The organism is Ferribacterium limneticum (assembly GCF_020510585.1).
Classification (GTDB): Bacteria; Pseudomonadota; Gammaproteobacteria; order Burkholderiales; family Rhodocyclaceae; genus Azonexus.
Window position 1 is genome coordinate 2,961,490 of the sequence record NZ_CP075190.1, and the last position, 23,754, is coordinate 2,985,243.

23 protein-coding genes are annotated in these 23,754 nt (G+C 58.4%); 16 read left to right on the forward strand and 7 right to left on the reverse strand.

Going from position 1 to position 23,754, the window contains the following annotated elements; genetic code table 11:
* Positions 1 to 8 precede the first annotated feature (8 nt).
* A complete protein-coding gene (locus KI613_RS14195; protein WP_226400564.1) occupies positions 9 to 422 on the reverse strand; it encodes a hypothetical protein in 414 nt (137 codons plus the stop codon).
* Between the two features lie 594 nt (positions 423 to 1,016).
* Here KI613_RS14195 and KI613_RS14200 point away from each other — a divergent pair.
* The 4 genes from KI613_RS14200 to KI613_RS14215 all read left to right on the forward strand — a co-directional run bounded on the left by KI613_RS14200 (position 1,017) and on the right by KI613_RS14215 (position 5,336).
* Positions 1,017 to 2,039: a class I fructose-bisphosphate aldolase gene (locus KI613_RS14200; protein WP_226400566.1), complete on the forward strand. Its 1,023-nt coding sequence runs from the start codon at positions 1,017 to 1,019 to the stop codon at positions 2,037 to 2,039.
* 438 nt (positions 2,040 to 2,477) lie between these two features.
* Positions 2,478 to 2,789 carry a YkgJ family cysteine cluster protein gene (locus KI613_RS14205; protein ID WP_404827009.1) on the forward strand — a complete coding sequence of 104 codons (312 nt, stop codon included), beginning with the start codon at positions 2,478 to 2,480 and terminating at the stop codon, positions 2,787 to 2,789.
* 367 nt (positions 2,790 to 3,156) lie between these two features.
* The gene (locus KI613_RS14210; RefSeq protein ID WP_226400568.1) at positions 3,157 to 4,068 is read left to right on the forward strand and encodes a TIR domain-containing protein; all 912 of its coding nucleotides are present in this window, start codon (positions 3,157 to 3,159) and stop codon (positions 4,066 to 4,068) included.
* A complete protein-coding gene (locus KI613_RS14215; RefSeq protein ID WP_226400570.1) occupies positions 4,065 to 5,336 on the forward strand; it encodes an OmpA family protein in 1,272 nt (423 codons plus the stop codon). The genes KI613_RS14210 and KI613_RS14215 overlap by 4 nt, the downstream gene beginning before the upstream one ends.
* Positions 5,337 to 5,469: 133 nt before the next feature.
* On the opposite strand, the gene KI613_RS14220 is transcribed toward KI613_RS14215, so the two are convergent.
* Positions 5,470 to 5,817, reverse strand: coding sequence for a hypothetical protein (locus KI613_RS14220; RefSeq protein ID WP_226400572.1), 348 nt, complete (start codon positions 5,815 to 5,817; stop codon positions 5,470 to 5,472).
* 312 nt (positions 5,818 to 6,129) lie between these two features.
* Entirely contained in the window at positions 6,130 to 6,648 is a 519-nt protein-coding gene (locus tag KI613_RS14225; protein ID WP_226400574.1) for a superoxide dismutase family protein, read from the reverse strand.
* A gap of 181 nt (positions 6,649 to 6,829) precedes the next feature.
* Between KI613_RS14225 and cysD the strand changes: the two genes are divergently transcribed.
* The 4 genes from cysD (at position 6,830) to KI613_RS14245 (ending at position 10,928) form a co-directional block, all read left to right on the forward strand.
* Positions 6,830 to 7,759: a sulfate adenylyltransferase subunit CysD gene (gene cysD, locus KI613_RS14230; protein ID WP_404826936.1), complete on the forward strand. Its 930-nt coding sequence runs from the start codon at positions 6,830 to 6,832 to the stop codon at positions 7,757 to 7,759.
* Entirely contained in the window at positions 7,759 to 9,027 is a 1,269-nt protein-coding gene (locus tag KI613_RS14235) for a sulfate adenylyltransferase subunit 1 (RefSeq protein ID WP_226400578.1), read from the forward strand. Before cysD ends, KI613_RS14235 begins: the two co-directional genes overlap by 1 nt.
* Before the next feature lie 174 nt (positions 9,028 to 9,201).
* Positions 9,202 to 10,026: a response regulator gene (locus tag KI613_RS14240; RefSeq protein ID WP_226400580.1), complete on the forward strand. Its 825-nt coding sequence runs from the start codon at positions 9,202 to 9,204 to the stop codon at positions 10,024 to 10,026.
* 20 nt (positions 10,027 to 10,046) lie between these two features.
* On the forward strand, positions 10,047 to 10,928 hold the full coding sequence (locus KI613_RS14245) for an HDOD domain-containing protein (protein ID WP_226400582.1): 882 nt from the start codon (positions 10,047 to 10,049) through the stop codon (positions 10,926 to 10,928).
* Positions 10,929 to 10,978: 50 nt separating this feature from the next.
* Here the strand turns inward: KI613_RS14245 and KI613_RS14250 are convergent, their stop codons facing one another.
* Positions 10,979 to 12,964: a TonB-dependent receptor plug domain-containing protein gene (locus KI613_RS14250; protein ID WP_226400583.1), complete on the reverse strand. Its 1,986-nt coding sequence runs from the start codon at positions 12,962 to 12,964 to the stop codon at positions 10,979 to 10,981.
* Positions 12,965 to 13,194: 230 nt separating this feature from the next.
* On the opposite strand from KI613_RS14250, the gene KI613_RS14255 reads away from it, so the two are divergent.
* Both KI613_RS14255 and KI613_RS14260 read left to right on the forward strand, forming a co-directional pair.
* Positions 13,195 to 13,749 carry a DUF4124 domain-containing protein gene (locus KI613_RS14255; protein ID WP_226400585.1) on the forward strand — a complete coding sequence of 185 codons (555 nt, stop codon included), beginning with the start codon at positions 13,195 to 13,197 and terminating at the stop codon, positions 13,747 to 13,749.
* A gap of 115 nt (positions 13,750 to 13,864) precedes the next feature.
* Positions 13,865 to 14,437, forward strand: a complete 573-nt coding sequence (locus KI613_RS14260; protein WP_226400587.1) for a DUF1415 domain-containing protein — start codon at positions 13,865 to 13,867, stop codon at positions 14,435 to 14,437.
* Positions 14,438 to 14,750: 313 nt separating this feature from the next.
* Here KI613_RS14260 and KI613_RS14265 read toward each other — a convergent pair whose 3' ends face one another.
* The 3 genes from KI613_RS14265 to KI613_RS14275 are packed head-to-tail and all read right to left on the reverse strand — an operon-like array spanning position 14,751 to position 17,996.
* Complete coding sequence (locus KI613_RS14265; protein WP_226400589.1) at positions 14,751 to 16,001, reverse strand: D-amino acid dehydrogenase; 1,251 nt, start codon at positions 15,999 to 16,001, stop codon at positions 14,751 to 14,753.
* 19 nt (positions 16,002 to 16,020) lie between these two features.
* The gene (lpdA, locus tag KI613_RS14270; protein ID WP_404826937.1) at positions 16,021 to 17,481 is read right to left on the reverse strand and encodes a dihydrolipoyl dehydrogenase; all 1,461 of its coding nucleotides are present in this window, start codon (positions 17,479 to 17,481) and stop codon (positions 16,021 to 16,023) included.
* Positions 17,481 to 17,996, reverse strand: coding sequence for a GlcG/HbpS family heme-binding protein (locus tag KI613_RS14275; RefSeq protein ID WP_226400591.1), 516 nt, complete (start codon positions 17,994 to 17,996; stop codon positions 17,481 to 17,483). The genes lpdA and KI613_RS14275 overlap by 1 nt, the downstream gene beginning before the upstream one ends.
* Positions 17,997 to 18,154: 158 nt before the next feature.
* Between KI613_RS14275 and KI613_RS14280 the strand changes: the two genes are divergently transcribed.
* From KI613_RS14280 to KI613_RS14305, 6 genes are read left to right on the forward strand one after another with little or no spacing between them, the layout of a single operon-like run.
* A complete protein-coding gene (locus tag KI613_RS14280) occupies positions 18,155 to 19,393 on the forward strand; it encodes an ATP-NAD kinase family protein (protein WP_226400593.1) in 1,239 nt (412 codons plus the stop codon).
* Positions 19,394 to 19,408: 15 nt separating this feature from the next.
* On the forward strand, positions 19,409 to 20,395 hold the full coding sequence (locus KI613_RS14285; RefSeq protein WP_226400595.1) for a thiamine pyrophosphate-dependent dehydrogenase E1 component subunit alpha: 987 nt from the start codon (positions 19,409 to 19,411) through the stop codon (positions 20,393 to 20,395).
* Positions 20,396 to 20,427: 32 nt separating this feature from the next.
* Positions 20,428 to 21,441, forward strand: coding sequence for an alpha-ketoacid dehydrogenase subunit beta (locus KI613_RS14290; RefSeq protein ID WP_226400597.1), 1,014 nt, complete (start codon positions 20,428 to 20,430; stop codon positions 21,439 to 21,441).
* Positions 21,441 to 22,550 carry an acetoin dehydrogenase dihydrolipoyllysine-residue acetyltransferase subunit gene (locus KI613_RS14295; protein WP_226400599.1) on the forward strand — a complete coding sequence of 370 codons (1,110 nt, stop codon included), beginning with the start codon at positions 21,441 to 21,443 and terminating at the stop codon, positions 22,548 to 22,550. Before KI613_RS14290 ends, KI613_RS14295 begins: the two co-directional genes overlap by 1 nt.
* A complete protein-coding gene (locus KI613_RS14300) occupies positions 22,537 to 23,340 on the forward strand; it encodes a lipoyl protein ligase domain-containing protein (RefSeq protein WP_226400601.1) in 804 nt (267 codons plus the stop codon). The genes KI613_RS14295 and KI613_RS14300 overlap by 14 nt, the downstream gene beginning before the upstream one ends.
* The gene (locus KI613_RS14305) at positions 23,327 to 23,635 is read left to right on the forward strand and encodes an MTH1187 family thiamine-binding protein (RefSeq protein ID WP_226400606.1); all 309 of its coding nucleotides are present in this window, start codon (positions 23,327 to 23,329) and stop codon (positions 23,633 to 23,635) included. Before KI613_RS14300 ends, KI613_RS14305 begins: the two co-directional genes overlap by 14 nt.
* The last annotated feature ends 119 nt before the right edge of the window (positions 23,636 to 23,754 follow it).

A 23,754-nucleotide genomic window follows, 5' to 3' on the forward strand; every position in this document is an offset into this window, starting at 1 on the left:
GCGGCGGGTTAGCGGGGCGCACTGAATTTCTCCTTGAGTGCAGAAAAATGCGCTGCGGCGATGGCCGCACCCCACAAAAGGTTAGAAGCCTCAGTCAAAGCCAAAGACCAACCAGATGAAATACTGACGCCGAACATAGGCCAAAGGGGCAATGACAAGACTGTGCCGACGATGGCAAGACGCGGCGCCCAAGGTTTAAAGACAAATAGACCGTAATAGGCTGCCAAGGTAGCAATACTGGCAGCTAGGCCAACGATCACAATGGACACCAAGCCCAAAAGAGGAATTTCGGTATCACTTGCAGCTTGCGCAGAGGAAAGAGCTTCGGGCACGAGAGATGTAACGACGAGATCAATGCTTCCGCCGGTCAATGCGAGGACAAATGAAGCAACCAAGATCCAGCGAAAAGTAGTGGGTGACATATGTTTTACGGCTAACGTTTATCGGGAGACAGATTTGACGCATAACTTTGACGCCTGTCTCCCTAATCTCGGACTTTCATATTGCCGGAAATCGGCACAGCTACCGTATTTCGACGATTTTTACTTGGAGAGCATGGCTACAAAAAGTTCTGAAAAGCCGCACTCAAGTACATTAGCATAAACGAGGTTTTGATTGTCTGCTATGGGCAAGTAAGGCCGATGGCCGCTGTTGGCCGACAGCACGTATTCCTGCCTCACACCTGATTGCCGCCGTAGGGCTTTCTGGGTGGCCGCTTTGGGGCGCGACCAAATCAGGCTCTTCCCGGCCACAAGCCGCCGGCCGATGTGGTCATCCAATTTTCATAGTTAAGACGTCCTGGCACGGTTGAATGTCTGCATTTAGACGAGATAATTGATCTGCACTCTGGGCGAAAGTGGCGCGGCCTCAATTCCGGCAGCACTCGGCCACCCCGTAGCCTTGTTGCTTGCGAAAGCACCGTAGCTTGCTAGAGTTAATAAATGAGGATGTTTTTGGCGCGAAAAAAGGAACGTTCCGTAATCGAGTTGTTTCGCCCATGAGGAAGGAGATGTTTGATGAATATCGATGAGCTCAAGTCTGTCGCCCAGACCATTGTTGCCATGCAGAAGGGTGTGCTGGCAGCAGATGAAAGCAGCCCGACGATCAAGAAGCGTTTCGAGTCCATCAACGTTGAATCCAGTGAAGAAAATCGCCGGCGCTACCGCGAAATTCTGTTTACGGCTGAGGGCATTGAGCGCCATATCGGTGGCGTTATCCTCTTTGATGAGACGCTGCGCCAGAGCACGCGGGAAGGTATTCCTTTTCCCAAGTTATTGTCGAACCGTGGAATCGTTCCTGGTATCAAGGTGGACAAGGGAACCAAGGCGCTCGCACTGTTTCCCGACGACAAAATCACCGAAGGTCTGGACGGCTTGGCCGATCGGCTTGTCGAATATCGAGACCTGGGCGCGCAATTCGCCAAGTGGCGTGCGGTGATCAATATTGACGACCGTAGTCTTCCATCAATGTACGCTATTCGCGCCAATGCCCACCAGTTGGCACGCTATGCCGCGATGTGTCAGGAAGCTGGCCTGCTACCTGTCGTCGAGCCAGAAGTACTCATGGACGGCGCGCATGACATCGAGCGTTGCGAGGCGGTGACAGCGCAAGTGCTCGAAGCGGTTTTCGCCGAACTCAATGCCCATCGGGTGGCGTTCGAAGGCATATTACTCAAGCCGAACATGGTGATCCCTGGCAAGAAGTGCGCGCGCCAGGCGAGTGTGCAGGAAGTTGCCGAAGCCACGCTCCGTTGCCTGAAGCGCTATGTTCCGGCGGCGGTCCCTGGCATTGTGTTCTTATCAGGCGGGCAGAGCGATGTCGATGCCACCGATCACCTGAACGCCATGAATGCCATGGGCCCTCAGCCGTGGGAGGTCAGTTTCTCGTATGGGCGCGCATTGCAGGCGCCGGTGCTGGCTGCCTGGGCAGGCGATGAAAGCAATGTCGCTACGGCGCAGAAGGCGCTCCTGAATCGATGCCACCTCAATGGTCTGGCGCGCGACGGGAAGTATGCCCGGTCGATGGAGTGCGCTACCTAGGGTTTTCGATCATGCAATGCTCAGGATCAGCCGACGCTCTGCGGCGCGGCAGATGATTTCCTTGATGGTGCCGGGGCTGCCATATCTCTGGTGAAGGAGCGCTTTTGATTTCGCGGCTCGTTCGTTCAACGGCCGCTTCAGGGAATCGGAATGTCAGTGACCGATTTTCGGCGATGAATCCGAAGAGAGGTCAGTCTCTTGGGTGCCCATTACCGCCGCTCCGAATTGCCAGGGAACTGTCAGCTATGCAGTGCGACAACGGACATATGTTCTCCGCATAGACCGTGCTTCAGCATATTGAGTCAATCAGCTTACTTATTGGATAATGATTTTGAGGGGAAAGGCTGGCAAATTTCGGACGACAAAGAGAAGCCGTCGGCAGGAGGAGCAGGATTGGGAATCTGTACTAGTTGCGGCGCCTGTTGCGCCACATATCCGGTGACATTCTCACGGCAAGAACTCGATTCCGGGTCTGGGGGATGGGTACCGACTGCATTGACCGAAAATGACCCTGTCTTTCGTCGATGTGCACATATGCTTGGCACCCGCGATCATCCGAGGCGCTGCGTTGCACTAAAGGGAAGCATTGGGGTCAGCGTTAGCTGCGCAATCTATGACCTGCGCCCAAGCCCCTGTCGCGATTTTGCGCAGGAGGCCGATGCGGGACGGGGTGACGCGCGTTGCGGCGATGCCCGTCGTCTTCACGACCTTCCTCCACTAAAGGGATCGTATGATGCCTTCCCTCTTTAATAGCACTGCTAGCGCTTATCAAGGCAAGTAGTTAGTCGCGGCGTCTCACCGAGCCCAGTCGGCTGCTACCAGTCTTTAGCTGCCTGGCAGGTATTTCGGTCGAATGGCTCTTGATGGCAGCCGATGGCTGCCGTTGCTGACGAACGAGGCAGACCCGGGACGTTCTCGATCAACCGAGCTGGTTGCGCAAATACAAATCCTCGATTTCACTTTCACCCCCACCCTAATTGAACGGAATATTATTTCTGCGGTCGACTAGCTGAGGTTGGCCGGCTTGCTGGCGTCGAATCCTTGGCTACCCGCCGATTGAGCGGGGGTGGCGAATCGATGGGTTTTCCGGTTTTTCTGGCCTCATCGGGGAGAAGGAATGACCGATATATTCCTGAGTTATACCGAACGGGACCGGGAGACGGCGCGGCGGATTGCCGAGGCTCTTGGTTCGGCGGGCTGGAGCGTCTGGTGGGACCGGCGGATTCCGGCCGGGGAAACTTGGCGCAGCGTGCTTGAGCATGCGCTGGAAGACATGCGCTGCATGGTGGTCTTGTGGTCGGCCAAATCGATTGAAAGCGAATGGGTTTACGAGGAGGCCACCGAGGGGCGCCGGTTGGGCAAGCTCGTGCCGGTGATGATCGAAGCCGTTCGCCCGCCGGCCGGTTTTCGTGAGATTCAGGCGGCCGATCTGACGGGCTGGGATGGCTCGCCCGATTTCGATGGCCTGCGCATGTTGCTGGCCGATCTCGAAAATCTGCTGGGCAAGCCGGTTGCTGTTGTACCGGAACGACCGGTGAAACCGATTCACACGGGGCCCGGAGAAGCAGGCCAGGCTTACGACCCGGCCGATCTGGCCGCCGTAAAACCCAAGGCGCCCGGGTGGCCCAAAAGCAGTTTGGTCGGCATGGCTGTCGCTGGCGCGCTGTTGCTGGCGGTGGGGGCCGGCTACCTGGCTTTGTCCGGGCGTGAACCGACGGTGCTTGAACCTCAGGCGCGTCAACCGGAACGGCCGGAAACGCGCCCCGGCCCGGTGGCGCCAACACCTGCGCCAGTGGCCGACGCCCCGGCCACCAAGAAACCTGCGGCAGAATCAGTGACCGCAGAAGTGCCGATCCGGACCGAAAAACTGGCGCAGAAGCCGGCCGCGCGGCCTATCGACGAGAAAGTCAAAACAACGCGGGCGCCGGCGATCAAGGCGCGCTGCGCCGATCTTCTCTCCCGGGTTCAGTTGGGCGAATCGCTGTCCTACGAGGCGCAAGCCGTATTCCAGAAGGAGTGTCAGCAATGACGACCATTTTTCACAAAACGGGCGCCGCCGGGTTCTGCATAACGGCGTTGTGCGTCGCGCTGCTCGCCACGGGCTGCGACAGCCTGCGCGAGAAACCGGCAACACCGGCCGCCCCCGCCACCAGCTCGCAGCCCTCTTCTTCCACCCCGCCCGCCGCCCCGCCGCCAACGCAAGCCTACGACAAGGCGGTGTTGAGCGCAGCCACCGCCTTGTTCAAAAATGCCAAACTGCCGGCCGAGGGCATGCCGGCGCAGGCCAAGTACGCAGTCGTCATCGACCCGCTGATCGACGGCATGACCGGGACGCAATCGGTCGCCACGCAGGCGATGGGCCTCCGTCTGGCCAACATGATGCGCGAGCAGTATCCGCAGTTCGACGTGAAGGCGTTTTCGGCCGCCAACGTGGCCAGGAGCCCGCTCGTGCTGATCGGCACCTTCACCGGCGTCAACGCCGAGCGCAAGACGGCCGGGCCGCGCGAGGCTTACCGGATTTGCCTGGCGCTGGCCGATCTGCGCAGCGGCAAGCTGGTCAGCAAGGGCCTTGCCTTCGCCTTGCCCGACGGCGTCGATCCGACGCCGCTGGCCTTCTTCCGCGATGCCCCGGCCTGGTCCGAAGACCCGGCGACCGAGGGCTATATCAAGACCTGCCAGGGGACGAAGGCCGGCGACCCGATCAATCCGCTCTACCTCGACCGCATCATCGCCGCCTCGCTGGTCGCCGAAGCCATAGCCGCCTACGATGCGGGCCGCTATCAGGAGGCGCTGGAGCTCTATGGCAACGCCCTGGCCACGCCGGCCGGCAACCAGTTTCGCGTCCATAACGGCATTTACCTCGCCCACTGGAAGCTGGGGCACCGGCAACAGGCGGCCGCGGCCTTCGGGAAGATCGTCGATTACGGCCTCGAACACCGCCGCCTGGCCGTCAAATTCCTCTTCCGGCCCGGCTCGACGGCTTTCGTCAATGATCCCAAGCTCAGTGGCCCGTATCCGGTCTGGCTGAAGACCATCGCCCAGCGCACATCAGGCGCCGGTAGTTGCCTGGAAGTGACCGGCCACACCAGCCCGACCGGCCCAGAACCCTTGAACGAACGGCTGTCGCTGTTGCGGGCAGAATTCGTCAAGGCGCGCCTGGAAGGAGCAGCGCCGAAACTGGCCAAACGGATGATTGCCAACGGTGTCGGCTCGCGGCAAACGATGGTCGGCAACGGCCGCGACGATGCCAGCGATGCGCTGGATCGGCGGGTGGAGTTCAAGGTGATCGGATGCTGATGGTCCGGTAGGCGGCGGTTGCTACGGTCAACCGGAAATTTTGGCCAAAATTGAAATGCCGGGGATGCCCGGCGCGTAGCGATCACCCCGCAGGCGAAGCGCGCCGGCCGGCTTGTTGTCAATGCCGCATGGCTCAACTGCAGGCCTGCTCCTGGCTGCGGCGATCCGAATTCATTCGGCGATCTGCACAGAGCCTTTGTTCCGCCTGCCCTGTGGGCGGGCCGTAGTTGATCGATCGCCTGTCGTAGTTGCGCCGGAGAGCATGAAGATTGCGCTGCTCCGGATACAGGCCAGGCAAATATTGCAGTTCGCCAATGCCTTCCGCCAGCCCGCCATGGCGCAAGGCTCTTTCGTATTGATCGAGGGCATATTCAGCGATGCCGGCCGCCCGCTCGTCCTGCCCCCGCAGATAGGAAATCGTGGTCAGGGCTTCGAGCAGGATTCTGAGTGTTTTTTCGCCCGGAATTTCTGATTCCATCATGTGCTTGTCGCCTCCTGTTCACCAACATCCTCGGCTGTCACAAAGCCGGTTCTGAACACTCAGCAAACATGATGCCTGCGTCTGGAAAACCTACAAGCACAACGGGAAACGATTTTGGCAATTTGGGCCGTGTAAGTATTTTCGACAGATTTCGCAGCCAGCGGGGCGTGGGCACGGCAGAATCCAGGCTACTTGCACGGGCCACGACGCGGCAGCAAGGCCAAGCCACGAATTAGCGGCCGAGCCGCTGTCGCCAGGGGCTTACGACGGTCAACCAGAAATTTTGGCCCAAATCGAAATCTTCAGCATCCGTCAGCGCGCCGCGATCACCCCGCAGGCGACACGCTTGCCCGAGTTGCCGGCCGGCTGCGACTTGTAGTCGTCCGGATCGGCATGGATCACGATACTGCGCCCGACTACCCCGGTCGGGCCGCTCAGGGTCAGGCCACGGAGTTCGGCCCCGTAGATGGCTACACCCTGCGCATCGGCAATCAGGTTGGGCATGTCGCCGCTGTGATGCTCGTCGCTGGTGTGGTGGCCGTGCGCCTTGCTCATCGGATTGAAATGGCCCTTGGCGCTGCTCGCGTCCGGTGCGCTGCAATCGCCTGCCTCGTGCACATGGAAACCATGCTCGCCCGGCGTCAGCCCGGCCACCTTGGCCTCGACGCGCAAACGGCCGTCCGTTTCGGAAAAATTGACCGTGCCGCTGACCATGCTGCCCGAACGGGCGAGCAGTTCGGCGCTGGCCGACGGTCCGGACATGGAGGTGGCACAGCCGCTCAGCACAGCAATGGACAAGGCGCTCAAGGCAATAGCGGGGCGAAACAGCATGGTTTTCTCCTGAATGGAAACGGGCAATGCCGTCTGACCAATATGCAAAACGGATGTTCCGTCAATATGCGCCCATCTTTATAACAATTTGCAATAACAAGATGCGCACTTGTTCTTAAACGAATATTAAGGACTTGCTACAATGGCGTTCATTCGACAATCCACGCGGATTACCCAAGCAATGACCCAACGCTCTACCCTCTCTCACCTCGACTGGCTCGAAGCCGAAGCCATCCACATCATGCGCGAAGTGGCCGGCCAGTGTTCCAACCCGGTGCTGCTCTTCTCCGGCGGCAAGGACTCGATCTGCATGCTGCGCCTGGCCGAAAAAGCCTTCCGCCCGGGCAAGTTTCCCTTCCCGCTGATGCACATCGACACCGGCCACAATTACGAGGAAGTCGTCGCCTTCCGCGACAAGCGTGCCGCCGAGCTCGGTGAGCGCCTGATTGTCCGCTCGGTCGAAGATTCGATGAAGCGCGGTACCGTCGTCCTCAAGCATGAAGGCGAATCGCGCAACAAGCACCAGTCGGTGACCCTGCTCGAAGCCATCGAGGAATTCGGCTTCGACGCCTGCATCGGCGGCGCCCGCCGCGACGAGGAAAAGGCCCGCGCCAAGGAACGCATCTTCAGCTTCCGCGACGAATTCGGCCAGTGGGACCCGAAGAACCAGCGCCCGGAACTATGGAGCCTGTACAACGCCCGTAGCCACAAGGGCGAAAACATCCGCGCCTTCCCGATCTCGAACTGGACGGAAATGGACGTCTGGCAATACATCGAGCGCGAAGGACTGGAACTGCCAAGCATCTATTTCGCTCACAAGCGTCCGGTCGTCATGCGCCAGGGTTCCATCGTGCCGGTCAATGTGCCGCTGGTCGGCGGCGGCGTTGCCAACCCGTCCAAGGACGGAGAAGAAATCATCGACCTGCAGGTGCGTTTCCGCACCGTCGGCGACATTTCCTGCACGGCCCCGGTCGAATCGGATGCCGACGACGTCAGCAAGATCGTTTTCGAAACCGCCACCACCACCATCACCGAGCGCGGCGCTACCCGTCTGGACGACCAGACCAGCGACGCCTCCATGGAACAACGCAAGAAAGAGGGTTACTTCTGATGACCGCCCAAGTTGAAGACCACGGCCTGCTGCGCTTCCTGACCTGCGGCAGCGTCGATGACGGCAAGAGCACCCTGATCGGCCGCCTGCTGTTCGACACCAAGACCATCCTCGCCGACACGCTGAGCGCCATCGCCAAGACCTCCGAAAAGCGCGGCATGGGAGCAGTCGACCTCTCCCTGCTCACCGACGGCCTGCAAGCCGAGCGCGAACAGGGCATCACCATCGACGTCGCCTACCGCTATTTCAGCACCGGGACGCGCAAGTACATCATCGCCGACGCGCCGGGCCACGAGCAGTACACCCGCAACATGGTCACCGCTGCTTCCACGGCCAACCTCGCCATCATCCTCATCGATGCGCGCAAGGGCGTCCTGACGCAGACCCGCCGCCACTCGAAACTGGCCTCGCTGGTCGGCATCCCGCACCTGATCGTCGCCATCAACAAGATGGACCTCGCCGATTACTCGCAGGAAACCTACGAGCGCATCAAGGGCGAATACCTTGAATTTGCTGCCAAGGTCGGCATCGAAGACATCCGTTTCATCCCGCTCTCTGCCCTCAACGGCGACATGATCGTGGACCGTGGCGACAACCTGAACTGGTACGACGGCCCGACCCTGCTTGAAATGTTGGAAGTTGCGCCGGCCGCCCATACCGAACACACTGAGAAATTCCGCTTTCCGGTCCAGTACGTCTGCCGCCCACAGGATTCGGCCAATCCGGAACTGCACGACTACCGCGGCTTCATGGGCCGCGTCGAAGCCGGCTCGATCAAGGTCGGCGATGCCGTCACGGTGCTGCCCTCCGGCCGCGAGTCGACCGTCAAGGCCGTCCAGCTCGGCGGCGTCGATATCGGCGAAGCCTTCTGCGAACAATCGATCACGCTGCTGCTGGCCGACGAAATCGACACATCGCGTGGCGACATGATCGTCAAATCGAGCGAAGTGCCGGCGGCAGTAAAGCAGATCGAAGCCACCGTCTGCTGGATGGCCGAAGCCCCGATGGACCGTGCCCGCACCTACCTGATCCGCCACACGACGCGCGACTCGAAAGCCAAGCTGGCCGCCATCGACCATCGCCTCGACGTGAACACGCTGGAAAAAGTCCCGGCCGAAAAGCTGGCGATGAACGACATCGCGCAAGTCACCTTCAAGCTGGCCCAGCCGCTGTTCGCCGACCCCTACCTGGAAAACCGCGGCACCGGTGCTTTCATCATCATCGACGAGAGCAACAACAACACGGTTGGGGCGGGGATGATTCTGTAAGGGATACCCATGGTCAACCGGAAAAAACGGCCAAAATTGAAAACGCCTCCGCTCTGGAGGCGTTTTGATTTGTCTCTGTCCATTTTGCCCATTTCGCGGCTAACATAAGCGTCGCAAGCGATTTGACCGAATCGCACGAAATCCGGATTCAACGAAATTGCTGGGAAGTTCTGAATGCGTGTTCTGATTGTTGATGACAATGCCTCGATGCGAGACCTGCTGACCGCCCTGCTGTCCAGCCAGGGTTACACGGTGGTGGGTGCGCTGGAAGAGGGCAACGGCGTCATGGATGCCATCCGCAAGCTGTCGCCGGAAATTGTCTGTCTCGACTACCTGTTGCCGGGTCGGGATGGCCTCGACATCCTGCGTGAAATCAATTCGCAGTTGCCGGAAATCGACGTCCTCTTCTTCACCGCCTCGGAAACCCCCGGTATCGAAGCCAAGGCCGCCGATGCCGGCGCCGCCGGTTTCCTGCGCAAACCGTTCGGCCAGAAACAGGTGATCGACGAATTGCGCGCGGTATGCGATATGCGCAATCGCGCTTCAGAAGCGAACAGTCCGGCCGAAACCACCAAATCGCCACTGCCACCACCTACGGCAGCCGGAACCAGCGCACCCAAAGCACCCGGCAAGCAGCAACCGACCGCCGTCATTGTTGACGACAACAGCTCGATCCGCCTGCTGCTCAAAGGCCTGCTCACCGAACTTGGCCTGCAGGTCGTCGGCCAGGCGGCGAATGGCGAAGAAGCCATCCGCGCTGCCAAGACCCACCAGCCAACCGTGCTCTTTCTCGACGTCAATATGCCCATTCTCGGCGGGCTTGAAGCGCTGCCCAGAATTGTCGAGGCCAGCCCGAAAACGGCCGTGGTCATGGTCACCGGCGATACCTCGCGGACCATTGTCCAGCAAGCGGCCGGACTCGGCGCCCGCGGCTATGTCGTCAAGCCGGTGCGCCCGGCCTATGTCGAGAATTTCCTGAAACAGCTGTTCAACACCTGAGCCAAGAAAGGTTTACAGCCATGACCTTGATGATCGACTTTCCGTTCCCGGGCGCCGCCCCCTGGGTCGATCACTTCAAGACCATCGAAGTCCCTGTCCTGCGCCATACGGTGCACCAGCTCGGCGAGCTGCACGAAACGGCGGATACGATCAACACCCGCAAACTGGCTACCGTCATCGGGCACGACCCGCTGATGACCCTGCGCCTCTTCCAGTACATGCAGGCCAACCGCTCACGCCGGCAGTCGGCCGACATCACGACCATCGAACGCTCGCTGGTGATGATCGGCACGCAGAATTTCTACAACAGCATTCAGGATCCTCCCATCCTCGAGCAGCAGCTCAAGGGCTACCCGAAGGCCATGCTCGGCCTGCTCAAGGTCATCGCCCGCTCCCGCGTTGCCTCGCAATGGGCGCGCGACTGGGCCTTGCTGCGCCAGAACGTGAGTTTCGACGAAATTGCCATGGCCGCGCTGCTCCACGATCTGGTCGAAATCCTCATGTGGTGTTTCGCCCCCAACCTCGCCATCCGGGCCAAAGAGCGGCTGGCCAGCGAACCGGGGCGGCGCAGCAGCCAGATCCAGCTGGAAGTTTTTGGCGCGTCGCTCGACGAAATCGCCGTCGAACTGATCGCCCACTGGGGGCTACCGCCCCTGCTTTGTTCGCTACTGAATCCGGCCGACGCCGAAGTAGCCAATGTCAGAAACGTCGTGCTCGCCGTCGATCTGGCCCGGCATTCGGCCAATGGCTGGAACGACCCGGCCTTGCCGGACGATTACCGCGCCATCGAGAGCCTGCTGCACATCGGCCATAGCAATCTGCTCGAACGCATCGGCGCCCCCGACGAGCAGGTCGAGGCGGCCCGCCAGGCCGAGGCGGAAGGCGATCCGCTGGCCTCCTAACCTGGCCTTCCACCAGATAGAGCTGCGCCGGAAACAAAGGCGCAAAAACCTCAGAGATCGACGTTGAGCTGGAACCAGTAGGTTCGGCCATCCATGCGCAACGAGTCCTGCGCCACCCCGCTGTCAGGACGCCAGTCGAAGGGCGAAACGACTTCGTATTCGCGGTCGAACAGGTTGCGAATGCTGAACGAGGCCGACAAGCCGTGCCACTTGCGCTCGCTCGAGAAGGTCAGGTTGGCCAGCCCAACGCCGTCGAGCCGCCGCCGCTCCAAGGTCAGCCGGGAACCGAGGTATTGCGCCTCGAGCCCGGTACGTAGCCTATCGCCGAGCATGGGAAAGCTCAGATTGAACTTGCCCAGCACATGCGGCGAATTGACGGCTTCGGCCCCGTAGACATCCTGCGCGTTCTGCCAGGCCAGGCTGCCGCGCGATCGAATACCGTTTTTCCACAAGCGCTCGAGCTCGACTTCCAGCCCCTGGGTGCGGCTGTTGCCTTCGGGCACATAGTCGCCGACCGCGTCGTTATAGATCAGCAGGCTACTTCGGTTGTAGTTGTACAACGAAGCAGTCAGGCGCATGTCACGGGTGAATTCATGCTGCAGCGCCAGTTCGGTGGCCGCTACATATTCGGGCACAGCGGTCCCGTCATAGGAGAAACGCTCGTAGGCATGCGGCATGCGGAAGGCTTCGCTGTAGGAAGCTTTCAGGGTTGTCTGCAGGGTCGGCTTGTAGATGACGGCCAGACGCGGGCTCCAGTTACCCGCCAGATCGCTGGCATCGTCGTAGCGCGCCCCGATGTTGAGCGACCAGCGCTCGTTGATGCGGTATTCGTCGGTCAGGTAGAAGCTGGCCGTGCGCCGTGACAGCGAATCGCTGAACACCTCGACGACGGCTTTTTCGGGAGACAAATACGTCCGCCGGAACTGCTGGCGGTAATCGTTGCGGAATTCAAAGCCGAAGACCATCGTGTGGTCGACCAACCAGTTGCCGACGAACTTCTGGTCGACGCCCCACCACTGGCCGTGGTATTCGCGTCGCCCGTACTTTTCGTTGTCGAGGCTGTAGTCGGGAAACTCTCGCCATGAATCGTAGGCATAGTGGCCGGAATAGAAGCGGGACAGCGAACTCAGCGTAGAAGCCAGTGTCGTCTGATAGGCGAGATTCAGGAATGAATTTTCGTCGCGGACCGAAAATGGCGTGTTGAATGTCGTCGACGCACTGGGATTGGTCGGCAGCATCTTCTTGCGGTCGACATAGCCGCCTTCAACGGTCAGACCCTGGTAGGCGAATTTGCCGAAAACCCGCTTGTTGGTCTCGCCATCGAGGTTTTCGGCGATGCCATGATTGGTCGTCGGCGTGTCGTAGGCGGGGAAATACAGATTGCGCCCCTTGACGTCGAGCGCAGACACGGACAGCAAGACGTCGGCCCCATTTTCAAAACGCTTGCCGTAGGTGGCGCGCTGCTTCTGGCCACCGCGGCTGAAAACCTCGCCAGACAACTGGGCGGCATTGAAATCGCGCCCCTTTTTGGTCACCACGTTGATGATGCCGAGCATGGCGTTGTTGCCATAAGTGACCGAGCCGGTGCCCGGCACGTATTCGACGCGTTCGACCAATTCGAGGTCAAGCAGGCCGGATTCGTCGATGTAGGCCTGGTTGAACAGGCTGTCCTGCGTTGCATAGCCGTCGATGAGCAGCATGATCCGCCCGGCGTAATCGCCCGGCTCGCCGAAGCCGCGGCCGCCCAGATACTGATAGCGCCGATCGTAGGTGGTGGTCAGGCCGCGCATGCTGTTGATCACGTCGGCCAGCGTCCGGTAGCCATAGGCGCGGATATCGGCTGCCGTGACGATGCTCACGGCCGACGGGGAATCACTGACTTGCTGGGCGATTTGCGCAACCGGCACAGCCTCGCGGAGCATCAGCTGCTCGAAGGGCACCTCTGAGAGGTCGACATCCGGTTCGGCCAGCGCCGCACCGGCAAGAAATGTCAGGCAAAGCGCAGCATTCAACCATTTCAGCCTGCCAAAACTCATCCCGCCAATTTTCCCTGTGTCGTTGCCAGCACCTGCTCATGCATGACGCATGTCATGGCCGGTATTTTTGCCGATTTTATCAAAAGCAAAAACCAGCAACCAAGCAAAACATTTTTGTTATTTTACTCAAATAATACAAATAAATAGGCGTATTGGGTCGGCAAGCCAGAACGCTTGCGGACAGCCCTCGCTGATACGCACCGAATGCATTTTTGGTGAATAATTACGCCATGTTGAGAATTTTCATCGTCACCTTTGCCCTCATCTCGCTGCCCGCCCCGGCCAGTGCCGAAATCTACAAGTGCCGCCTGGCCAATGGCAAAACCGAGATAGCCAACGTCCCCTGCCCGACGGGCAGCGGCACGGTGACCGTACGACCGGACGAACACGTTTCCGAAGCCACTCGCCGGGCAGCCGAGCAGGATGTCGAGCGGATGCGCAATTACGTCGAGAAACGCGAGGCCGTGCAGCGCGCCGAAGAGGCGGCCGAGCGGGAAGAACGGGTGGCCAGCCAGCGCCAGCAAAACACGGCCAGTCGCGCCCCCCGCCAGTACGGCAACACCGACGAATGCCTGCGCAACATCGAGTCAATGATTCTGGAAGCGAGTCAGCGCGCCCAGATGGAGGCCGAATGCCGCAATCTGGTCAGCCCGCAGCCGGTTTACGCGCCCGTCGGCGTACCCGTCTATCCGCAACGTCACCACGTTCATCCGCTGCCGGCACCAGCCCCCAAGACCGAACCGCCCAGCGCGCCGAAAATTTCGGTACAACCCCTGAAAAAATAGCCGGACAAGTTCACAGCCAAACTTTCCGGAACCCTACGGTCAACCGGAAATTTTGCCCAATTTTGAAATACCCCGAGCGGCGCCAGCGTCGCCTCAACGCACGCCAAGGCCCGCCATGTCCCAGCTTCTCCAGCCCTACCCTGACGCCGCTGCCGGCGAGGAAATGATCGCCAGCACGCAAGTCTGGCTGGAACGCGCCGTGATCGGCCTCAACCTGTGCCCCTTCGCCAAAAGCGTCTTCGTCAAAAAACAGGTCCGCTACGCCCTGACGGCAGCCAGCACACCTGACGAACTATTGGCCGAGCTGGAGCATGAACTAACGCTGATGGTCGAAACCGACCCGAGCAAACTCGACACGACGCTGCTCATCCACCCGCTGGCGATGACGGATTTTCTCGACTTCCATTTCTTCCTCGGCGAAGTCGATGCGCTGATCCGCAATCTCGGCTACGAAGGCGTTTTCCAGATCGCCAGCCTGCACCCGCAATACGAGTTTGCCGGCAGCGAACCGGACGACATCGCCAACTACACCAACCGCTCCCCCTACCCGACCCTGCACCTGCTCCGCGAAAGCAGCATCGACCGCGCCGTGGCGGCCTTCCCCGATGCCGAAGCGATTTTCGAGCGCAACATCGAGACGATGGAACGCCTCGGCCACGAGGGCTGGAAAAAGCTCTGGCTGAGTTGAGCAAACGGCAATTTCGTGGCCGACCGGTCAGTGGCAAGAATTGGAAGCGGCCGTTCTCAGCCTGAATACAAAATACAAAAGCGGCCCCCAGCCATTGGAAGCGCCGACTTGTACCTCGACTCCCAGCCATAAAGGGCTATAGATGCATCGAAAAAACGAGTGGCACGCAAGCTTGCGTTTGCAATTAGATAGTGACCGCCCGACCATGATTGACGTGAGCAACTTGTTGGCCTCATTGATCATTCGATTTTGACTAGAGAAGGCGTCAACCTATGGTTCGGTGCTCCTTCGAATTTGAGCGCCACCAAGTCAGTTACTTGAGAAAGCGGTATGGCGTCGGATCAATTTCAGGTGCTCTGCCAGCTACAAGGTGGGCAATGAGCTGCCCAGAACCGCAGGCCATCGTCCACCCAAGAGTGCCGTGCCCTGTGTTGAGAAACAGGTTGTCAAATTTTGCCCGACCGATCAGGGGCACATTATTGGGCGTTGCCGGCCGTAAGCCCGCCCAGACCTCGTAGTTGTCACCTTCTATGGCTCTTGGGAAAACTGATCTGAAGCGATTCAGGATCGCCGCACAACGCGCCTTGTTAATAGAGACGTCATAGCCGGCAAACTCAGCGGTGCCTGCAACTCGCAAACGATTACCCAGGCGAGAGATCACAATTTTTTGGCCATCATCGGTGAGACTGACCGTTGGCGCGACGCTGTGCTTATCGAGAGGCACTGTGATTGAGTATCCCTTGGCCGGATAGACCTGTATTCCCATGCCCACTGTTTTCAGCAGAATTGGCGACCAGCTTCCGAGGGCGACGACAAATGCATCTCCTGTGAGGCATGTGCCATCTCCAAGTCGCACCTTTGCCACGCACTCGCCCTCTACCTCAAGTGCTTTGATTGTTTTGCCAAAAACGAAGGAAACCCCGATCTCCTTGCAATGCTGCGCCAGCGACTGGGTGAACTTGTGGGCATCTCCTGACTCATCGTCGGCGGTGTAGGTGCCACCAACGATGGGCACGCTTGATCCGATGAGCGCCGGCTCGATATCCAGGCATTCGCGGGGCTCCTTGACAACCCGTTCACAGCCGAACTCCCGCATCAGCGAGGCCTGAGACGTTGCCACGGCAAACTCCTGCTCGTCCGTATAAAAATGCAGGATACCGCGCGTCAACTGGTCATACTCGAGCTTGAGTTGCTGGCGCAACATCCCCAGCTTTTCGCGGCTGTAAAGCGCCAGACGCAAAATATCGATGGTGTTTTTGCGCGCTCTTGCTGCCGAACATTCAACCAGAAAGCGCATGCCCCACGCCCACTGTGCCGGATCGGCACGGAGCCGCCACAGCAACGGAGCGTCCTCTCGCCCAAGCCATTTGGCGACCTGCAAGGGCATTCCCGGATTGGCCCACGGCACGGCATGGCAGGCTGATATTTGGCCACCATTGGCAAAACTGGTCTCCATTGCCGGTTCTGCCTGACGGTCAATCACCGTCACCTCATGGCCATCCTCGGCCAAATACCATGCCGTAGCCACGCCGAGCAATCCGGCACCGAGGACGACCACTTTCATCTAGGTGGCACCAATTAGCTTAATTGACGTTCGCCCGTGCTTTCGGCATGAACAGATCGGTGATCGATCCGTCAATGATCTCGGCAGCCAGCGCCACCGACTCCGAAAGCGTCGGGTGTGCATGAATTGCGTGCATCAGCGTGTGGATATCTGCGTCGGTTTCCAGCGCCAGAACAGCTTCGGCCAGAAGCTCTCCGGCATTTACCCCAACAATTCCGGCACCCAGCAGTTTTTTGCTGACTGGATCAACCAGCAATTTGGTCAATCCATCCGTCCGTCCGTTAGCCAGCGCTCGCCCCGACGCAGCCCACGGAAACACGCCTTTCTCATACTCAACGCCAAGACTGTCAGCTTCAGTTTCGGTCAAGCCAACCCAGGCAACTTCAGGGTCGGTATAGGCAATGCTTGGAATGCTTTTCGGTGCAAAGCGCACGTCGCGACCAGCGATCGTTTCGGCCGCAACCCGTCCCTCGTGCGTCGCTTTATGGGCCAACATCGGACCGCCGACAATATCGCCGATGGCGAAAATGTTCGGTACATTGGTACGACAACGATCGTCGACAGGAATAAAACCCCTCGCATCGACGTGCAGCCCAGCAAGCTCTGCACCAAGGCGCTTGCCATTTGGCTGACGCCCGACTGCAGACAATACTCGGTCGTATAGTTCTGGACCGGATGGTGCCTTGGCCCCTGTGAAATGCACCAACAGTCCTTCCTCCAGGGGCTCTATGCGCGCAACCCGGGTGCCAGGCATGATGGCCTCACAACGCTTGGCCAGTCGTCCCTGTAAAACTGCAACGAGATCCCGGTCGGCGCCTGGAATCAGCCCATCCGACATCTCGACGATACTGATACGGCTGCCAAGCGCCTCGTACACGGTTGCCATTTCCAGTCCGATGATGCCGCCACCCATGACCAGCATGCGTTTTGGTACGTCCGCCAACTCAAGCGCACCGGTCGAATCAATCATGCGCGGGTCGTCATAGGGCAGACCGGGAACGGTACTGGGTGACGAACCCGCGGCAACGATGCAATGAGAAAAGCTGATCTCGCAATTCGACTTGTTGCCAATCACGGTGACCGATTGCGGCGAACTGAAGCTGGCGGTTCCCTGCAGAATAGTAATCTTCCGCTGGCGCGCCAGCCCGGATAGTCCGCGGGTCAGTTTTCCGATGGTGATGTTCTTGTGGTTACGCAAGCCGGCAAGATCGATTTCAGGCGCGCCGAAACGTATGCCATGGCCTGCCATTGACTGGGCATCGGCAATCACTTTTGCGGCATGCAGAAGCGTCTTTGACGGAATGCAACCGACGTTCAGACAAACGCCGCCGAGAGTTGCTCTCGAATCAACCACAACGACATTGCGCCCGAGATCCGCAGCGCGGAAGGCGGCCGTGTAGCCGCCCGGGCCGCCACCAATGATCAGGACCTCTGCATCCATTTCAACCATCGTCGGTTTTTCACTCATTTGGCCGGTCATCAAGCGCCTCCGCCATTGAGAACGTTTTTCACCGCATCAACTGCGGCCTGAGCGCAGGCTTCATCTTGATCTGCCGTCCCACCGCTGACACCAATAGCGCCCAAATGCGCGGCCCCAGCCATGACCGGAAGGCCTCCAGCAAAAGCAATGATGCCTTTTACGTGTACCAGACCGGGCAGGACTGCGGGCTTACCTGCTTTTCCGTACACCAACTCTTCGATGACGCGTGTCGGAAAGGGAAATTTGGCTGACGTTTGTGCCTTGTTGAGCGCTATTTCACCAGCGCCCAAAAATGCATGATCCATCCGTTCAAATGCAATCAGATTGGCGCCGCCATCAACCACCGCGACGTTCATCTTCCAGCCCTTTGCGGTGGCCTGAGCCGCGCAAGCGTCGATCATTGTGCGCGCGACGGCGACGGTCAGTTCTGGTTGAGGCGCTGCAGCCTGAACGGTGGCATTGCTTATCAAAAGCACGGAGGCCAGGAAAAGACGTTTTCTGTTTAGATGAAGCAAGATATATATCTCCGATGGTCAATAGGCAGATGAGCGCGGGATCGTCACCCGGCTCTTTAACCATCGCTAGCGCAATCTCCATGCCACCCCTTCGGCCGGGAGGATTGCCGCGCCAGCCTCAGCAAAACGACCAAAAACTGCATCTATAGGCAATGCAGATGTCGCACCCCGACTGCGACACCTGTATCTTTGTCGCAGCAATAGCGATAAATACTGACGATTTTCCTCTCGCCAGCCCCGGATTCGAGCAAAAAACCACAAATTCCCCGGTTGGCATGGTCATTGCAGTGGTACGGCTATCCAAGGAGCCTGCTGCAATGTCACCTGAACAATTTCCCGGAACAGCCTGCGTTGGGATCATCGCCAACCCTGTTTCTGCGCGCGATATTCGCCGCATCGTTGCAAACGCCAGCAACCTGCAGACATCGGAGCGGGTAAGCATCGTTTTGCGGCTTCTGTCTACGCTTGCCTCCTGTGGCGTTGAGCGCGTGTTGATGATGCCCGACAAGGCTGGCATCAGCTCGATGTTGCTGCGCAGCCTGAACCGTGAGCGCAACCTGAATCACACCCTGCCGGAACTGGAATTTGTTCCCATGGACGTGACGTCCACGGTCGATGACACCTTCTTTGCCGCTCGCTATATGCAGGCAGCCAATGTAAGCGCGATCATCGTCCTGGGCGGCGATGGGACCCATCGCGCAGTTGTCCGCGAGTTGATTCGCGGAGTCCGCCGCGGTAAGGCCGCAGTGCCGATCGCCGGTCTCTCCAGCGGGACAAACAACGCCTTCCCTGAAATGCGCGAACCCACCGTAACAGCGATGGCAGTAGGCCTCTATGCCAAGGGAAAACTAAGCGCCCAACAGGCATTGGCGGCAAACAAGGTGCTGGAGATTTCGATCGATGACGGTCTCCAGCAGGATATTGCAATCGTCGACGCCGTTATTTCGTCTGATCGATTTGTCGGTGCTCGCGCCCTCTGGAAAACACAGAGTCTTCGGGCTGTCTATTTGACCTTCGCCGACCCGGAGGTAATCGGCATGGCTGCGATTGGCGGCCTGTTAGAACCTCTAGCCAGAGCCGATGCCGGCGGCCTGGCAATCACTCTCAACAACGATCCAGAACAATGCCGTCTGCATCTTGATGTTCCGATCGCCCCTGGAATGATCTGCGATGTCGGCATCGCAGATTGGCGGCCGATGCCTGCCGATCATCCATTCATAGTTCCGCTCGCTGCCGGCGTTGTTGCTCTTGACGGTGAGCGAGAACTTCCTTTTGAAGCTGGTCAGCAAGTCAGGATCACGCTCCGCGAGAACGCTTTTTCGACGGTGGATATTGCCAGATGCATGCGGGTCGCCGCATCTGAAGGCCTTTTCCGCCATACATCACCACGCCAATAACAGGAGACATCCATCATGGCAGACAACAATCCCTTCCCTATGTCGCGCGAAGAGTTGCTCGCCGCCTACAGGAAAATGCGCACGATTCGAGAATTCGAGGAGCGACTGCACATCGACTTCGGTCGTGGTGACATTCCTGGCTTCGTGCATCTTTATGCCGGAGAAGAAGCTACGGCAACCGGAATCATGTTCCATCTGGGCGACGGCGACCGTATCGCAAGTACCCACCGCGGTCACGGCCATTGCATTGCCAAAGGCGTTGACGTTATCGGGATGATGAAAGAGATCTACGGCAAGAAAGGCGGCTCCTGCAACGGCAAGGGCGGCTCAATGCATATCGCCGACCTGAGCAAGGGCATGATGGGAGCCAATGGCATTCTCGGTGCCGGTGCCCCGTTGATCTGTGGTGCGGCTCTTGCCGCCAAATTCCGTGGCAAAGGCGAAGTGGGTGTCACTTTCACCGGCGATGGTGCATGCAACCAGGGTACCTTTCTGGAGAGCATGAACCTCGCAGCAGTGTGGAATCTCCCAGTGATCTTCGTTGTTGAAAACAACGGCTACGCTGAATCAACCTCACGCGACTACGGCACAGCGGTAGAAAGCTTTGTCGATCGTGCTGCTGGTTTCGGCATGCCCGGTGTCAGCGTTGACGGCACCGACCTGTTCGCGGTCTACGAGGCTGCCGGCGAAATGATCAAGCGCGCCCGCCAAGGTGGTGGCCCAGCTCTACTTGAATGCAAGATGGTTCGTTTCTATGGCCACTTTGAAGGTGATGCGCAGACCTACCGCGCTCCTGGCGAGCTTGACGATATTCGCGAAAACCATGACTGCATCAAGATTTTGGCGACACAGCTGAAAAGCTCAGGTGTTGTAAGTGCCGATGAGCTCATGGCAATCGATCAACAAGTGATCGAACTGATCGAAACCGCTGTCAAGGAAGCCAAGGCCGCCCCCATGCCGACTCTCGCCGACCTGACAAGCGACGTCTACATCAATTACTGAAACGAATATACAAGACAAATCAGGAGATAGAAATGGCAAGAAAACTCAGCATGAAGATGGCTATCAACGAAGCGCTTGACCAAGCCATGCAGGCCGACCCGACAGTGATTGTATTGGGCGAAGACATTGTTGGTGGTGCAGGTGGCAACGGCGAAATGGACGCGTGGGGTGGCGTGCTTGGTGTCACCAAAGGGCTTTACGCCAAGCATGGCGACCGCCTGATGGATGCGCCACTATCGGAAAGCGCCTATGTCGGCGCAGCCATTGGTGCAGCAGCATGTGGCATGCGCCCGGTCGCTGAACTTATGTTCATCGACTTCATGGGTGTCTGTTTTGACCAAATCTTCAACCAGGCCGCCAAGTTCCGTTACATGTTTGGTGGCAAGGCCGAGACGCCTGTCGTCATTCGGGCGATGGTCGGTGCAGGTTTCCGTGCCGCCGCTCAGCACAGCCAGATGTTGACCCCGCTGTTCACACACATCCCGGGTTTGAAAGTTGTTTGTCCGAGCAATGCCTACGACACGAAAGGCTTGCTGCTCCAGTCTATTCGTGACAACGACCCGGTCATTTTTTGTGAGCACAAAAACCTATATGCACACGAGTGTGATGTACCGGAAGGCCCGTACACGATACCGTTTGGTGAAGCCAGTATTTCCCGTGACGGGAAACACTGCACTATCGTCACTTATGGCTTGATGGTACATCGCGCGCTTGATGCGGCAACCAAGCTTGCCAAAGAAGGCATTGAAGTCGAGATCGTTGATTTGCGCACGCTTTCCCCGCTGGACATGGATACCGTCCTTGACAGCGTGACCAAAACAGGTCGCCTCGTGTGTGTCGATGAGGCAAGTCCGCGCTGCAATATTGCGACGGATATCTCGGCACAGGTCGCGATGCATGCCTTTGGCGCACTGAAAGCACAGATCGAAATGGTCTCTCCGCCGCATGCGCCAGTTCCTTTCTCGCCAACACTGGAAGATCTTTACATTCCTAGCGCCGATCAGATTGCCAGTGCGGTACGCAAGACGATGAAGGGGGCGAAATAATGGCGGGCATCACTCCGATTGTTATGCCCAAGTGGGGCCTATCGATGAAGGAAGGCACCGTAACGGCATGGCTGGTTGAAGAAGGTACCGAGATTTCCGTTGGCATGCCTATTCTCGAAGTCGAAACCGACAAAATTGCCAACGCAGTCGAGGCTCCCGACCCTGGGCTGCTTCGCCGCCGAATCGCAAATGAGGGCGACCTTTTGCCTGTTAAAGCGCTACTCGGGGTATTGGCTGGCGACGACGTCAGCGATGCTGAAATTGATGCCTACATTGCCAACTATGTCACGCCGGCAAGTGCTGACGAAGAGGAGGATGCCGGTCCGGCATATCAATACATTGAAGTTGATGGCATCCGCATCCGTTACGCACGAAAAGGCGCCGCAGAAGGTGTTCCAGTGCTGTTCATTCATGGCTATGGGGGCGATCTGGACAACTGGCTTTTCAACATCGACGCCGTTGGCGAAAAGCTGCCCGTAATCGCACTCGACCTTCCCGGCCATGGTCAATCTGCGGTCAAACTGCCAGGGACAAGCATTGCCGAGCTAGCCCGCTTCGTTATCGGGTTCATGGATGCCATCGGCAACGATCGGGCGCATCTGGTTGGTCACTCCATGGGCGGGGCAATTGCAACGCAGGTCTCACTTGATGCTCCTGCCCGTGTTGCCTCTTTAACCCTGATTAGCAGTGCCGGCTTTGGCACTGAAATCAATAACGGTTATACGGATGGCTTCGCAAAGGCGCCATCGAGACGTGAACTCAAACCTGTACTGGAACTGCTGTTCGCCGATCCCACCCTTGTCAGCCGGCAGTTGGTTGACGACGTACTTAAATACAAGCGCCTTGATGGTGTCGGCGAGTTACTGGGTGAGCTGGGTGGTTCGCTGTTTGGCGAGGGCAAGCAAAGTGAGCAGCCCGGCCTGAAACTTGGCAACGTTACCCCCGTTCTGGTGATCTGGGGGCGAGATGACCAGATCATTCCAGTGGCTCATGCGTCAAATATGCCCGCTGGTGCTACCGTCGAAATATTTGATGCCACAGGTCACATGGCTCAGATGGAGCGCGCCAATGACGTCAATCGCCTGATCATTCGTCATGTTGGTGGCTGAAAAGCAGATCCACTTCGCTGCTGACAAGACCTGCGCCCAGCCTTCCTGGACGCAGGTCTTGTGTCCGGCCGAGCCGATTGACGGTGAAATTGAACTGGAGTGGCTTGAGCTTGCACTTGAGGGCAAGTCGACTGCGGCGCTTTGGGTAGGTAAGCAAGGCTTGGTTGCGCCGATGTCCTACAAACGCAGTACTAATCTTCCAGAGGTCTGCGTCGACTCTGCCTCACGAGGGTGGCCGGTGAGACTGCGCCGTTCAGGTGGTGGCGTCGTACCACAAGGCCCGGGCATCCTTAACCTGAGTTTGGCCAAACCCTGTGAAGCTCCCCCTGGGGAGCTTGCCGAAAGCGTCTATGACGAACTATGCCTGGTGCTTGCTCGAGCGCTTGCCGGACTAGGCATCAATGCCGCAGCTCGTGCGGTTTCAGGATCTTTCTGTGACGGCCGGTTCAATCTCGCCGTCATTAGCGCCAAGGACGGAACCTGTCGAAAAATTGCTGGTACAGCTCAATACTGGCGTCATGCAGGCGGGCGACATGCTGTGTTGGCCCACGCGCTGCTGATTGTTGACGCAGAACCCGCAACACTTACTGCAGAAGCAAACCGCTTCGAGACAGCGCTCGGTAGCGGAAAAAGCTATGAAAGGAACGCACTGACTAGCGTTTCTAAAGCATGGCGCGAGGCTCACCCAGGAAAGAAGGTCCCAACCGGTCTTTCGAACGAACTAAGAGAATCAATCGTCGCAATACTGACCCAACAATACCCAACAGGAGATTACGATGTTACTACTTGAATTTGCAATGTTTCCAACGAACCGAGGGGATAGTGTAAGTCCCTTTGTGGCCCGATCGCTGGACATCATCGACAATTCTGGTCTGCCCTATCAATTGACGCCGATGGGCACAATAATTGAAGGTGAATGGGAAGACGTGATGGGTGTAGTCAAGGCCTGCTTTGATGCGATGAGCACGGACTGTGAGCGAATCGCCACCAACATCAAGATCGACTATCGAGCTGGCTCCGGGGAAAGATTGAAGAGCAAGGTCGAGTCTGTACAGAAGAAGGTCGGTAGAAAGCTGTCAACTTAGTTTTGTTGAGCGCCAAGCGGGCGATGATCACTACATGAAAATCCGAAGCAGACTCCCTTTTGATGGTGAGTCTGCTTCGCCAGGAACGTAATGGAGTGGATGTGGATCAGGACACGCGA